The 13155-nt window shown below is 35.7% G+C and carries 16 protein-coding genes; 9 read left to right on the top strand and 7 right to left on the bottom strand.

Going from position 1 to position 13155, the window contains the following annotated elements:
- Positions 1 to 53: 53 nt before the first annotated feature.
- Positions 54 to 767: a P-loop NTPase gene (locus tag MIDI_RS03860; RefSeq protein ID WP_272940996.1), complete on the bottom strand. Its 714-nt coding sequence runs from the start codon at positions 765 to 767 to the stop codon at positions 54 to 56.
- A gap of 8 nt (positions 768 to 775) precedes the next feature.
- Complete coding sequence (locus MIDI_RS03855) at positions 776 to 1048, bottom strand: hypothetical protein (RefSeq protein WP_013951268.1); 273 nt, start codon at positions 1046 to 1048, stop codon at positions 776 to 778.
- A 65-nt stretch (positions 1049 to 1113) separates the two neighbouring features.
- On the opposite strand from MIDI_RS03855, the gene hflK reads away from it, so the two are divergent.
- Positions 1114 to 2271, top strand: coding sequence for an FtsH protease activity modulator HflK (gene hflK / locus MIDI_RS03850; protein ID WP_013951267.1), 1158 nt, complete (start codon positions 1114 to 1116; stop codon positions 2269 to 2271).
- A gap of 43 nt (positions 2272 to 2314) precedes the next feature.
- Positions 2315 to 3121, top strand: coding sequence for a protease modulator HflC (hflC, locus tag MIDI_RS03845; protein ID WP_160162256.1), 807 nt, complete (start codon positions 2315 to 2317; stop codon positions 3119 to 3121).
- A 301-nt stretch (positions 3122 to 3422) separates the two neighbouring features.
- Here hflC and MIDI_RS03840 read toward each other — a convergent pair whose 3' ends face one another.
- The 4 genes from MIDI_RS03840 to MIDI_RS03825 all read right to left on the bottom strand — a co-directional run bounded on the left by MIDI_RS03840 (position 3423) and on the right by MIDI_RS03825 (position 6001).
- Positions 3423 to 3689, bottom strand: a complete 267-nt coding sequence (locus MIDI_RS03840; protein WP_013951265.1) for a hypothetical protein — start codon at positions 3687 to 3689, stop codon at positions 3423 to 3425.
- Positions 3689 to 4129 carry a hypothetical protein gene (locus MIDI_RS03835; protein ID WP_041185463.1) on the bottom strand — a complete coding sequence of 147 codons (441 nt, stop codon included), beginning with the start codon at positions 4127 to 4129 and terminating at the stop codon, positions 3689 to 3691. The genes MIDI_RS03840 and MIDI_RS03835 overlap by 1 nt, the downstream gene beginning before the upstream one ends.
- A gap of 257 nt (positions 4130 to 4386) precedes the next feature.
- On the bottom strand, positions 4387 to 5610 hold the full coding sequence (gene hemA / locus MIDI_RS03830; protein ID WP_013951262.1) for a 5-aminolevulinate synthase: 1224 nt from the start codon (positions 5608 to 5610) through the stop codon (positions 4387 to 4389).
- Positions 5611 to 5692: 82 nt separating this feature from the next.
- Positions 5693 to 6001 (bottom strand): hypothetical protein, encoded by a 309-nt coding sequence (locus MIDI_RS03825; protein WP_148234138.1) that lies wholly within the window; start codon positions 5999 to 6001, stop codon positions 5693 to 5695.
- Positions 6002 to 6147: 146 nt separating this feature from the next.
- Here MIDI_RS03825 and hisS point away from each other — a divergent pair, with 146 nt between their 5' ends.
- The 7 genes from hisS (at position 6148) to MIDI_RS03785 (ending at position 11926) form a co-directional block, all read left to right on the top strand.
- On the top strand, positions 6148 to 7401 hold the full coding sequence (gene hisS, locus MIDI_RS03820) for a histidine--tRNA ligase (RefSeq protein WP_013951260.1): 1254 nt from the start codon (positions 6148 to 6150) through the stop codon (positions 7399 to 7401).
- Between the two features lie 2 nt (positions 7402 to 7403).
- Positions 7404 to 8219 (top strand): division plane positioning ATPase MipZ, encoded by an 816-nt coding sequence (locus MIDI_RS03815; RefSeq protein WP_013951259.1) that lies wholly within the window; start codon positions 7404 to 7406, stop codon positions 8217 to 8219.
- 166 nt (positions 8220 to 8385) lie between these two features.
- Positions 8386 to 9378, top strand: a complete 993-nt coding sequence (locus MIDI_RS03810; RefSeq protein WP_013951258.1) for a glucose-6-phosphate isomerase — start codon at positions 8386 to 8388, stop codon at positions 9376 to 9378.
- A gap of 119 nt (positions 9379 to 9497) precedes the next feature.
- Entirely contained in the window at positions 9498 to 9758 is a 261-nt protein-coding gene (locus tag MIDI_RS03805) for an ankyrin repeat domain-containing protein (protein ID WP_041185462.1), read from the top strand.
- 35 nt (positions 9759 to 9793) lie between these two features.
- Positions 9794 to 10018, top strand: coding sequence for an ankyrin repeat domain-containing protein (locus MIDI_RS10275; protein ID WP_083809632.1), 225 nt, complete (start codon positions 9794 to 9796; stop codon positions 10016 to 10018).
- Positions 10019 to 10103: 85 nt separating this feature from the next.
- The gene (locus tag MIDI_RS03795; RefSeq protein WP_013951256.1) at positions 10104 to 10547 is read left to right on the top strand and encodes an ankyrin repeat domain-containing protein; all 444 of its coding nucleotides are present in this window, start codon (positions 10104 to 10106) and stop codon (positions 10545 to 10547) included.
- A 1100-nt stretch (positions 10548 to 11647) separates the two neighbouring features.
- Positions 11648 to 11926: an HU family DNA-binding protein gene (locus tag MIDI_RS03785; RefSeq protein WP_013951253.1), complete on the top strand. Its 279-nt coding sequence runs from the start codon at positions 11648 to 11650 to the stop codon at positions 11924 to 11926.
- 9 nt (positions 11927 to 11935) lie between these two features.
- On the opposite strand, the gene MIDI_RS03780 is transcribed toward MIDI_RS03785, so the two are convergent.
- Positions 11936 to 13042, bottom strand: a complete 1107-nt coding sequence (locus tag MIDI_RS03780; protein ID WP_041185459.1) for a porin — start codon at positions 13040 to 13042, stop codon at positions 11936 to 11938.
- Positions 13043 to 13155: the final 113 nt, after the last annotated feature.

Raw genomic sequence — 13155 nt, 5'->3', positions numbered from 1 at the left:
TTATTAATTGTTAATAACTCGTTATACTTGATTAGCAGAAAAATTTTTTATTGCTAATTCTCTATAAACGTTTTTACTGCAAAAGCCAACTCACTAAAACAATCTTTTAAAGAAAAGATACTGTTATCTATATACTCAGCTTGAGCAATTGATTCCATTAACGGAATTCTAGCAAGACATTCCAATTCAGCAAGCTTTGTCTTGTTTTTTCCAAAAACATCTTTCTTGAGACCGGTAGACTCTAGAAAATAACTCATATTCTCTACAATTCCTATAATAGGTATGCCTAACTCGCTAAACATTTCTATTGATTTAATGGTATCCTTTACTGCGAGTAATTGAGGTGTTGTAACAAAAATCACTCCATCTATCAAATATTTTGTTGCGAGTGTTAAGTGTATATCTCCGGTTCCTGGAGGCGTATCAATAATTAATATATCTAATTCTCTGTCGTTAAAGCACCAATTAACGCCGTAGGTCATTTGAAATAAAGCTTTACTAAGCATTGGTCCTCTCCAAATAACTGGCCGCCCCTCATCAATTAGAAAACCCATAGACATTAAGTTAACTCCAGCTTTTAAGATAGGATTAATCTTATTATTATCAGCTATATCGGGCTTTTGCTTGATTCCAAAGAGATGAGGAATTGAAGGACCATAAACGTCAGCATCCAATAAACCTACATTCATTGTTTTTGATAAAGCAACCGCAAGACCAGCTGCGATAGTAGATTTCCCTACGCCTCCTTTACCTGAAGCGACTACAATAACTTTTTTTACGTTGGGTATTCCTCCTTTTTTAACTTTTTTTCTTTACTGAAAATAATTTTCAAAGAGTCAGCATTAATTTTTAAGGATGCTAGTAAATGTTTTACTATTAAAGATTTAATATCTTCATATGCTGCGGCATCAAACTCATCGGCATCTAGTACAATAATTATTTTTTCTTCTTGTACTAAAAGATCCAGAAGGGAATCATCATTTATAAGATTTTTTCCTTGATAATTGATCTTTTTTAATAAATTTAAAACTACTTCAGTTGAATACATAACTTGCAAGATAAAAAAGATTTCTTTATATAAACTTATATCAGAACGGTTTTAAGATTTTCATTATGTCCTTTATTGACAATTTACTAAGCTTTGAAAATCCTTGGGGAAACAATACACCCAACAAGGATAAAGATCAAGGCAGGTCTCGGCCATCAAATACCAATAGTGATATAGATGGACTAATTAAAAGGGGACAAGAAAAAATTATCAGTTTTCTAACTAAAGGCAATAATAGGCCTGCAAAAGATAATACTCCTATCAATCCTTCCCCAGTGGTATTGGCATTTTTTATTGGCTTAATTTTTGTATGGCTGGCAACCGGATTTTATACAATAGACACTGATGAAGAAGGCGTAGTGATGAGATTTGGTAAACATAATAGGACAGCGACGCCAGGCTTAAATTATAAACTTCCCTCACCCATTGAAGCAGTTGAAAAGATTAGTGTAACCAGGATTAATAAAGAAATGATAGGATTAAAGGCTTTTCCTAGAAAAATTAATATTGATAATAACTTAGATGAAACTGATTCAAGCAATCCAAAAGAAAGCCAGATGCTGACCGGAGATGAAAATATAATCGATATGCATTTCTTTGTACAGTGGTATATCAAAAGCGCTAAGGATTACTTGTTCAATATTAAGGATGATATAGGTGAAAGCACCATAAAAGTATCCGCAGAAAGTGCAATGCGACAAGTTGTGGGACGCGTTAAAATTTCTGAAGCTTTATCTGAGCAAAGACAAGAAATAGAGCAGCGTGCCAAAAATATTTTGCAGGAAATTTTAGATAGCTATAATTCCGGAATAGAAGTGGTTAATGTTGGTATACTCTATAGCTATGTTGCGCCTGAAGTTAGAGACGCTTATCGCGATATTCAATCTGCAAAAGCTGATAAAGAAAGGGAAATCAATGAGGCATTCGCTTATAGAAATGATATTATACCACGTGCTAGAGGGGAAGCTCAAGCGATAATAGAAGAAGCTAAAGCGTATAAAGAAAGCGCTATAGCGAGAGCGACTGGTGAAGCAGAAAGGTTTAAGAATATAGTCTCTCAATATCAGAATGCTCGTGAAGCTACAAAAAAACGTATGTATATTGAAACCATGGAGCACGTGCTAAAAGATTTAAATAAAGTAATTGTTGATAAATCGGTTGCTGGTAAATCGGTTCCTTTCTTCTCAATAAATGAATTAATGAAAAAAAGCTATGACAAATAAAATGTATCAAATTATCGGTGCCTTGTTATTATTTCTGGGGGCAATGGTCAATTCTGTTTATATTTTAGACCAAAGACAAACAGCTTTAGTCTTACAATTTGGTGAACCTGTAAGGCAGGGCTTAACTCCTGGCCTCAAATTCAAGATCCCACTAATGCAAAATGTAATAAAATTCGACAAAAGAATTCAACATCTAACATTCAGCCCGGGCGATGCCAGTGAATTAATGGCATTGGATCAAAAAACTATGAAACTTGATGCCTTTGCTAAATATAGAATAACTAACCCGCTAAAATTTTATCAGTCCGTACAAAACGATCAAAAACTTAAAATGAGAGTAGGTTCTGTTATTGAGTCAAGCGTTAGAGAAGTAGTGGGCACCTTCCCTTTCATCGACGTGCTTGGCAGCAAAAGAACTGTTATAACTAATAAAATAACCGAATTAGTTAGAAAACAAGCTGAAAATTTTGGTATAAACATAATCGATGTAAGAATTGTTAGAGTAAACTTACCAGATAAAGCTAGAGACGCAGTTTATAACAGAATGAGAACTGATAGGTTGAAAGAAGCTAAAGAAATTAGAGCGCAAGGGGCAGAAGAAGCTTTAGCTATTAAGGCTAACGCTGATAAAGAAAAAACTATTATCTTAGCAGAAGCCAAAAAACAATCAGAAATCCTAAAAGGTAATGGTGACGCAGCTTCGATTAAAATATTTTCAAGTGCTGTTAATAGCGATCCTGAGTTCTTCTCTTTTTATAGATCACTAGAAGCATATAAAAATGCCTTTAGGCCTAATACATCAATTGTGATATCTTCTGATAGCCCTTTTATGAAGTATTTTAATGAATGAGGATCTATAAATGTTGGTAATGCAATAAGCCCGTCCGGTTTCTCAAGTTAAAGGGGTTGTATACCTCTTTTAAAAGAAGCTTCCAGTTTGAGAACAGGACTTCTGACTGCGAGAGTCTTTAAATTCCATAAGTGTTGAAAGTTAGCAACAGCAGAAATTAATTTTACAAGCAAAATAGCGCAACGCTTATCTTTTCTATCACCAAATTATCAGCTCTTCATGTTGAAGAAGTTGCTCAAGGAGCCCCATGCCACTCTCTTACTTTTGTATTTTTGATAAAGGTTTTTGCTGATTATAAAAATTACATCGTGCGACCGCTATTCTTTTCTTCAGGCTTAACCTGGGCTTTTGCATTTTCAATTTTTGAGGTTCCAACTTCGCCTTCATGGGAAGACAAGCGCATTCCTCGTGTTTCCATAATACCGACGGCTTTGCTAATTAAATCGGGGTTTATAGAGCGTTCTGTTGGAGCCGCTCGTTCTGCCCCTTTCAATTCTTTAGAAACTTGATCTACTTCTTCTAAAGCTCCCACACGCTCTCCAATAACTTCCTGAGCATGTGAAGACATTATTGCTTTCGGACACCACCACGTTCTTGCTCAAATTTCTTTACAAATTCATCGGCCGAAGCGTCGACGGATTTATATGCATTTTTTACATTATTCTCTATATTATCCATTACATTATCGATACTTTTGTCTACTTGCGACACCAGATCTTTTAATGGTGCTGCGAATGTGCCAAGCTTCCCTAGGAATTCTGTAAGTTTTTCTGCAGTGAAATCCATACCACTTTTCATTGGCTCAATAATGTATTTTACTATTAAATCAAATATTTCCCGAACTACAGCGTTTATAGTTTTCATTAAAGTTTCATTCTTTAAAACTTGATACATTATTTGTTTTACAGAGCGTTGTGAAACTAAGCCATTCGAAAGTTTTTCAACTAATGGCGGTACCTCTTCTAAACCCTCATCGAATAATCTTTCTAGCTCTCCATCGAATAGCAATTCTATCCTTCAATTGCGATAGCTGAAGCTTTACCTTCTGATCCGCCAAAGGTCGTAAGCGCTGTTTATAAGTAGTCTACGCCCTCTTTGGCTATTTTCCCAAAATCAAAACCTGTGTCTACTGTTGTAGATTGTAGCATCTTTCCCTCCATATTCATTGATACTGCCATAAATGTCATGGTAATAATTCTAATTTAGCAATTTACCCAGTACAACTTTTTTATTGGGTAAATTTATTTTAGTAATTATTATATAGCCTAGCCGTTAATTAATAAGTCGTATTGAGATATTTTATTCTTCTTAAAAACGCTATCGAATCCACTGATCAACCTTTTAATCATTTGGTCAGTGTGTAATGGGGATGGGATTACTCTAAGCCGTTCTTTACCACGTGGGACAGTTGGGAAATTAATATGCTGAACATATATACCATGGTCATTTAAGAGGTCCTCAGCAATTTTTCTCACCAAAAATGGATCGTTAACCATCACAGGTATGATATGGGTTCCATGATCTAAGAAGTTGACTCCAATGTTCTTGAAACCGTTTTTTACCTTCTTAACCGCTTCTTGATGTTTATTGCGCACTTCTTCATTATTTCTTAAATGGCGAATGCTAGCAGTGGCTGCGGCCGCTATAGAAGGAGGCAAAGCAGTGGTAAATATAAAGCCTGATGCTAAGCTTCTGATTGCGTCTACTATAACCGATTTGGCTGTAATATAACCACCAATTACTCCATAAGCTTTTGCTAAAGTTCCTTGAATAATATCTATTTTATCCATAACTCCAAGTTTTTCTGCCATGCCAGCTCCACCCTTACCATACAGGCCCACTGAGTGAACTTCATCTATGTAAGTTAAAGCTTGATATTTTTTAGCCAAGTCACATACTGCCCCAATTGGCGTTACATCACCTAACATTGAGTAAGCAGATTCAAACACTATTAACTTAGGTTTTTCTAATGGGTATTGACTTAATAAAGACTCTAGATGGTTGAGGTCATTATGGAGAAATATTTGCTTTTCTAGCCTACTTTCTCTGATACCTTGAATTATCGAGGCATGGTTCAACTCATCAGAAAATATTACGCAATCGGGCATAATCTTTGCCAAAGCGGTTAAAGTTGCTTGGTTGGCCACATAACCCGAGGTAAAAACCAATCCTGCCTCTTTATCATGAAGATTGGCAAGCTCTGCCTCTAATTCCACTATATATGAACTTGTTCCAGATATATTTCGAGTTCCACCAGCTCCAACCCCACATCTTTTAGTAACCTCAACGGTAGTATCGATGACAACGGGGTGCTGGCTCATGCCAAGATAGTCGTTGCTACAAAAGACAATAATCCGTCGATCTAGTTTTTTACTGTACGCATAAGGAGCTTGTCCGACTTTATACTCTATTTCTGTAAAAACCCTGTATCTCCCCTCTTCCCTCACACTTCTAATAGCTTTTTCGAATATGTGAGTGTAACCAACCATAATTTGTTATAAATTAATACAAAGCCCAAAAAAGCGAAAAGCACAAGACCCCTCGCCTACTCCCTTCAATAAATAAAGGCTATTAAGCTTTTACTTTGACTTTAGATCTAACTAAATTAATTGCAACACCTATCAATGTAGCTGCATAACCAAAACACGGATCTAAAAAGCTTAGCATTTCCCCGCGATGAATGTGGTTACCAGAAAGCATACCAACAGAACATAAAACTAAAAGAACCGATGAAAGCAGGTCAGCACCCACTGTCCTTTTAGCAAAAGTCTTGTAAGATTGTGCCGCAACAAGAGCAACCGCAATCAAAGCCAACGGTCCAAAATGCAATAAATCCATAAATTCTCCATGCATAATAAAAAATCCTAAAGAATGAGTCAAAAGTTAACTACTATTGTTAATACAAAAAGAAGCAGCTCTGGTCAATATAAATTAATCAAAAAGAGGCTTTTCTAATGACCGCTTACTAATATTGTTATAATCTAGCTCCAAATATGTTTAAATACAATTGAAATTAAACTAATAACATGAGTTTTAAACTTCAACCTATACGCGGCACCCGAGACATTTTAAGAGAAGAGTTATACTTCTTTAATAAAGTTATTCATTATGCTAGAAATATTGCAAATTTGTACTGCTATGAAGAGATTGTAACGCCAATTTTTGAAGACTTTTCTGTTTTTCATCGTACTTTGGGAGAAACATCGGATGTGGTTTCGAAGGAAACATATACTTTTGTAGATAGGGATAAAACTAGTATTACACTCCGACCTGAATTCACAGCTGCAATAGTAAGAGCTATAATTTCAAACAGCCTTACTCAAAGTTTACCATTAAAATTCTTTACTTATGGACCAGTTTTTAGACACGAGCGCCCCCAGCACTGCCGGTATAGGCAATTTAATCAGATAAATTTTGAATTCTTAGGTCCGAACGATCCTAAATCGGATATAGAAATCGTCTGCCTCGCTTTGTATTTATTAAAAGAGTTAAACTTAGAACATCTAGTTAGGCTTGAAATTAATACGGTCGGAGATTTGGAAAGCCGCAAAAATTATTCTCAAGCACTAACCTCGTATTTACAAAAACATAAAAGCTTGCTATCAGAGGACAGCTTGCGTAGACTAGAGCACAACCCTTTGCGCATTTTAGATTCTAAAGATCAAAATGATAAATATATTCTTAAAAGTGCTCCCTCTATATTAAATTATTTAACTCCTGACGCAGAGCAATACTATAGAGAAGTTACCAGCTTATTAGAATTTTTAAATATAAAATACCACCCCAATACTAACTTGGTACGAGGCTTAGATTATTATACTCATACCGTATTTGAGTTCACCACGGAGTTGCTCGGCAGTCAAGGCACAGTCTTAGCTGGAGGTAGGTATAATGGGTTGGTAAAACTGATGGGCGGTCCCAGCATTAACGCCATAGGATTTGCAGCAGGAATTGAGCGTCTTGTTGAGCTGCATAAAAAAGAAAATGGTGAAATAAGCCGGCAGAAAAATTTCCATCTTATACCAATTGGTGAAGATGCAGAAAAACAAGCGTTAAAAATTGCGGAAAAATTAAGAAGTGGTGGATTTAATATATATTTAGATTATAACTCCTCTATTAAGAAGAGAATGCAACAAGCAAATAAACTTAATGCATCAGCTGTTATTCTATTTGGAGAGACAGAAATACAACAATTACGATACAAAGTTAAAGATATGAAAACAGGTGAAGAAGTTTCAGTTGATTCTGATAATTTAATTGATTTTTTAGCAAAAATATAAATATGGCGCATATCATCGTTTCAGGAAACGAAAAAGGGGGGTCTGGCAAAACAACTTCTGCAATTCACTTAATTATTAGCTTATTAAAGCTTGGGTTTAAAGTTGCCTCCGTTGATCTTGACTACCGTCAACAGTCATTAACAACTTATATCAATAATAGAAAAAAGTTCATCACCAGCGAAGGCATAAGTCTTACTTTACCAGAGCATTATGTACTTGAAAAAAGTAAAGAGCAAAACCTTCAACAAGCAGAACTCGAGGAGGGTACAAACTTCTCCGAGTTGATTTCTAAAATTCAAAATCAAAATGATTTTATAATAATCGATACTCCAGGTAGTGATACTTTTTTAAGTAGGTTAGCTCATTCTTACTCTGATGCTGTCATGACTCCAATTAATGATAGCTTTATTGATGTTGATTTGCTTGGTAAGATAGAAGTAAATGACTTAGAAAAAATTAAGCCGGGGATATATAGTGCTATGGTTTGGGAACAAAAGCTAAAAAAAGCTGCACGTGAAAATAAACAAATGGATTGGATTATTATGCGTAACCGCGGCTCTTCAACAGACAATATCAACAAACGCAACATAGAGAAGGCAATTGATAAGTTATCCAAAAAATTTGGCTTTAGAATCGTGCCAGGGTTTAGCGAAAGAGTGATATTTAGAGAACTGTTCTTGCATGGACTTACTTTAAATGATGCTGGCTCTACAAATAAAGTCCGTTTTAATACCTCAATTGTAGCGGCACGGCATGAACTTCGCGCATTCATCAAGGCATTAGGACTACCAAATGTGAATTTAGATAGTAAACTGTAATGAATTACCCTTACCTTTATGAATCAAATATCACAAATGCTACTAAAGTAGATGTAAATACAGTAATATCAGATATCTTACCTTTATTTGAGTCGCATTTAGCTCAAAACTTTGATACCATATTTCGTTTAAAGGGTAGTATAAAAAAAATTTTAATGCTTTAGTAATGATAGGTATGGGGGGGGCAATTAATAGTCCTGCTTTACTACTCGGGTTAGGCAAAAATTCCTCTTTTAAAATTCATATATTAGATACTCCAGATCCGCTTAAGAATGAACTTATTAAGGACATTTTAGTTTTAAAGGAAACCGCGTTTTTAGTGATTAGCAATTCTGGTAGTACCATAGAAACCCTAACGATAGCTCAATACTGGACTAAGGAAATTTTGGTGCGAAATTTGCTGCCCCGTAATCATTTCTATTTCATATTAGGCAACAATAAAATTTCTCCATTACAGAAATTAGCGGCCATTCATAATTGCCAAATTCTTCCGCATATAAATTTTAGTGGGCGCTTTGCCATATTCTCAAATACAACAGTGTTACCAGCCGTTTTAGCTGATTTGGATGTTAAAGGATTCTTCAATGGAGCATACGATGCTATAGATGATCTAAAGCATAACCGTGATTTCAGTATAATGGCCAAGTCAGCGTTTGATGTCTTATATCTTAAGCATAATAATATGCTTAACCATGTACTGGTAGCATATAATTCTCTACTAACAGACTTTTTAAACTGGAAGTGTCAAGTTATTGCAGAAAGCTTGGGTAAAGAGGGGCATGGCATCACTCCTATCCAAAACTCAGCTCCTCAATGTCAACACAGTTATTTCCAACTTTATATTGACGGACCTAAAGATAAATTCTTTACTTTTTTTCTGGTAGACAAGCATATTAAAGACCAAGAGATCTGGCCTACAAATCATACTTTAGCCAAAGTTATAGAAACGCAATCCAGCGTTTCTTATGATTTCTTTAGAAAAAATTGCTTGCCGGTAAGGAAAATTCAAATAAAATGCTTAAACGAGTATACCTTGGGTTTTCTTACTATGCACACCATTTTAGAAACAGCGATAATTGCTAAGCATTTGAAAATTGATTTATTCAACCAGCCAGGAGTAGAAAGAATAAAAGCTGCACTCCAAGCTTCATTAACCTAGCCAGCTTCACCACTATCTTACTATCATTTATTGATAATTTATAACCTCAGTTCGACGTAAGGAGTAGCCCTGTGAGCCTACTCCTTACGTCGAACTGAGGTTATAAATACAGAACCCCATTGGTTGGAGCTACTCCACTGCATCATTCGGCTGGTTATTGCAATCAATTAGAATTTATTAAAGAAATGGTAAGCCGAGGCGCAGAGCTTGATTTCTTAATTAACAGCCTGAAAAAGGTTACCCCTGTTCATCTCGCCGCTGATAATAATTGCACTGAAACCATTAAATACCTAGCAAATAAGGGAGCCAACTCAATTTTCAATCTTTTGATGGTTCAACAGCTCTTTATACAGCAGCTGAAAAAGGTTTTGACAAAGTAGTTAAAATTTTATTACAACATTGAGCTAATCCAGATATTCCGAACAATGAAGGATTGTATCCAATTCATCTAGCTGCGGAAAATAATCGTTATTTATCAGTTAAGTACCTCTTAGAAAACGGCGCAATGGAAGCAATTAACGCTGATGGTAATACTCTGCCGTTAGTTGCCGCAAGATCTGGGTCCTACGATGTATTTAATTTATTATTGAAGAACAACGCTACTCTAACATTTAAAAATCCCCCCCCCCAACAGGAGTAGGAGTTATGCACTTACTTGCCGCTCGAGGTCACACCTTGCTATTTTCCAGGAGACTAAGCAAAAATTAGACAAAGGCCCAATATTTATGCAGGATAAGTACAATGGTACTGCTATGCATTATGCAGCACCTCATGGAAACGTCAAGATAATGAAGTACTTGAAGGATAAGGCTGGTTTTCCTTTATCTCTTAAAGATAAATGGGGGCCTACTGCTTTACATGTAGCCGCTCTTAACAATAAAGTTGAGGCTTTAAAATATTTAATTAAGCAAGGCGCTGATTATAACGCTGATAGTTTTATAGGATTCAATATTTATCGCCTCGCAGAACAAATTGGAGCAGAAAATATTACTGATTATTTAGAGACCAAAAAGGATATAAAGCAGTCAATTAGTGTTAGCACTTTGCAATATATAACTGCAAAACTCTATGGATCAATGTATTCTTCTTTATGCACTCCCTCCAAGGAGGAGAACGAGTTAATTAGTGCGGTGTCAAGCGACCTGCTGGATCAGCATTTGACGCTATAATTAGGGCAGGCACCCAAGCGTTTATTTCTGGTAATGAATTGTAAACTGTAAAAAAATACATCTCTTGCAACAGACAGCAAGCTCAATGACTCTAGAAGGCAACCCATGTAAAGAGGAGAGGGGGGCATATGGCAAAGATGAGGTTACTTGCGCCCCGGGGGGGCCCCCCATAGCTCTGGACATAATGTAAGTAAAGCGTGTCTGTCAGGGGGACGTGCGCAGGAATTATGGTTCAGAGCTTAGTGAGGGATATTAGAGACATGATCAAGATTGGATCAGTCTTTGGCGTGATGCGTATTGTATAGCATGCTATTTCATATACTTTTAACGGCAGACGAGTAACCAATTTTTGGAACGGTGTTAAATCAGGCCTTTTATCTGAAGATTTAAACTCTTTCCCGTATTCTCCAAAGATGATTTTTGACGTCTTTACTTTCGCCAAATCATGGTACTACAGAGATACGGCCACTCTAGAGCAAACTATGGTTCGGGAATTATCAGCTCTGCATGACAAAAATTATTATTTGGCACAGTCTCCCTCTGAGTGCGCTCATAATGATAGCCCAGTTTATCGTTTGATTAATAATGAGAACAGCTATGATTATTTGCGAATCAAAGGGTTACCCCTCGCTTAATACTTATTTACCAGGCACAATGAACTTCCTCTTTGGATTCGCTCCTTTGGTATCTACAAATTATCGCTTGTGGTAATTTTTATTCGGGCTCCGCTGCACAGAAGGTCATATGTCTTGGAAATGCAGCAACTGCAATACTGGCATTTTTTATAAGCATCAGCTCTTCAATGAACTCAGAGCCAGAAGTATCACTTTCTCAACAGTACATAAACCAATATATGGAAGAGAATCCTGATTTAGAAAATATTTGTATAACACAAAGCCCTGCCCACTGCGCTTCAGGCGATTTATTATCATATAGCCCTTGGTCTTGGGTAGAGGTGGAGATTGGAAAATATGCCAGGGGATATATAATAGAAATTATAATCAATACTGCCAATTTTACGCAAAAACCCTAGACAAAATACTACATTACTGCTAACCATAACGTAAACAACGCATTGTTAATATTTTGCTTGAGGGAGTATGAATAAGGCAGAACTGGTAACAATAACTACCAGCTATACAGAGTTAAAAAAAACAGAAGTTAACAAATGTATAGAGTCGTTTATTGCTATAATAAAGAAAACCTTAAGAAGCGGAGAAAAGGTTAAATTAGTTGGTTTCGGTTCCCTCAAAGTAATAAATATACCGAATAGAGAAGTGACCGATCCAAGGAGTGGTAAAAGAATTAAAGTTCCAGCAAGCAAAAAGCTAAAGTTTATTCCAGGCAAAGAGTTAAAAGCTATTCTTAAGCAGGGCTAACCTTAGCTCTCAAAAACTGATCTTAGAGCCAACTAAGAAACAATTGAATTTTGATGATTTAGACGGAGTGGTTGCTTTATTGAGCAATTCGATTTGGGCAAGTTCGGTAAATAAGTGTATACCTTTCTTTATATGATAAGCAGCCGTTAAAGAATTTTTCTGTAAATCTCCATTTATATTTTGACTATTAAAATGAGATAAAGACACGGAAGAGCCAAGAATTGAATATGATATACCTAAATTCCAATAAGTGCCATCCTTGCGGTTATCAATATAGTATTGTCCGCTCTTATAATTGTTACCATAAGAAAACCCTAAATTAAATCCCATATACGCTGCTTGTGCACTTAAATCCCAAGATTTTAAATTTTCTTGATTTTTAACATTGATAGGCAAATTTTGACCTGGCAAAAATAGTAAATTATTATTTTGCATATTCTTACGCTTTCCGCCTTCAACTCCGAAAGCAACCCTGAGGTCCAAATCATTAACTTGAGTTCTGTATCCAAGTGTTAATTGAATTATATTTTTAAAGGCAGTATTTCTACCAGCGTTATAAGTATGGTATATCCTAATGAATCCATCTGTATCTGGTATAAAAGAAGCGGCGAAAATTAAATTATATTTTGAAGGAGATATATAACTTATTTTGTTAGCTGTTCTGCTTCCTTCACCAAATCGATTTTGTAAATGCAGTTGATCACTCCAAAGTCCTGGTGAGTATATGTAAAGATCTGGAGAGTATACTTTAGTACTAATGGTATCTTTTATATTTAATTCTAAAAAATTTATACTTCGAGAAAAATTTGGATTTTTAAAATCATCGGCTTGAAATAAATAGTGACCCCCGAAATTGTTTCCTATCTGCACCGTACCACACTCATTCTCAAAAAACCCAAAAGCTCTAGCTTGTATGCTACTTAAATTTTTGTAATCGCTAGCTAAAAAATTACTATTTAAATTTAGCTGGACACCGTAATTGCTTTGTTCTTGCTTAATTTGTTGCTTAAGCTTTATATCAACTGAATTACTAACGGAACCGCTTCCATCAAAAGATCCAATTGTTGGAGACAACGAGGCGCTAAACTGGTTACCAGCATTGGCTTCATTTACCAAAAATAAAGTAAGACAAAGTACCAGAAAGTTAAGGTAGAGGGGCACATCCTTTTATTGGAATATATTCTTTCACCGTCATTGTATCAGACCTTTGAAATAACCCAAGATATTAT

It is taken from the genome of Candidatus Midichloria mitochondrii IricVA, from assembly GCF_000219355.1.
GTDB lineage: Bacteria > Pseudomonadota > Alphaproteobacteria > Rickettsiales > Midichloriaceae > Midichloria > Midichloria mitochondrii.
The sequence above is the reverse complement of the archived record's forward strand: the minus strand, read 5'-3'. Positions and strand labels throughout refer to the sequence as shown.

Excerpts from the sequence above, each read along its gene's own strand:
- hisS (WP_013951260.1), top strand. The coding sequence starts at position 6,148 with ATGAGTTTTAAACTTCAACCTATACGCGGCACCCGAGACATTTTAAGA.
- MIDI_RS03785 (WP_013951253.1), top strand. The coding sequence starts at position 11,648 with ATGAATAAGGCAGAACTGGTAACAATAACTACCAGCTATACAGAGTTA.
- MIDI_RS03840 (WP_013951265.1), bottom strand. The coding sequence starts at position 3,689 with ATGTCTTCACATGCTCAGGAAGTTATTGGAGAGCGTGTGGGAGCTTTA.
- MIDI_RS03810 (WP_013951258.1), top strand. The coding sequence starts at position 8,386 with ATGATAGGTATGGGGGGGGCAATTAATAGTCCTGCTTTACTACTCGGG.
- hflK (WP_013951267.1), top strand. The coding sequence starts at position 1,114 with ATGTCCTTTATTGACAATTTACTAAGCTTTGAAAATCCTTGGGGAAAC.
- hflC (WP_160162256.1), top strand. The coding sequence starts at position 2,315 with ATGGTCAATTCTGTTTATATTTTAGACCAAAGACAAACAGCTTTAGTC.
- MIDI_RS03855 (WP_013951268.1), bottom strand. The coding sequence starts at position 1,048 with ATGTATTCAACTGAAGTAGTTTTAAATTTATTAAAAAAGATCAATTAT.
- MIDI_RS03795 (WP_013951256.1), top strand. The coding sequence starts at position 10,104 with ATGCAGGATAAGTACAATGGTACTGCTATGCATTATGCAGCACCTCAT.
- MIDI_RS03815 (WP_013951259.1), top strand. The coding sequence starts at position 7,404 with ATGGCGCATATCATCGTTTCAGGAAACGAAAAAGGGGGGTCTGGCAAA.
- hemA (WP_013951262.1), bottom strand. The coding sequence starts at position 5,610 with ATGGTTGGTTACACTCACATATTCGAAAAAGCTATTAGAAGTGTGAGG.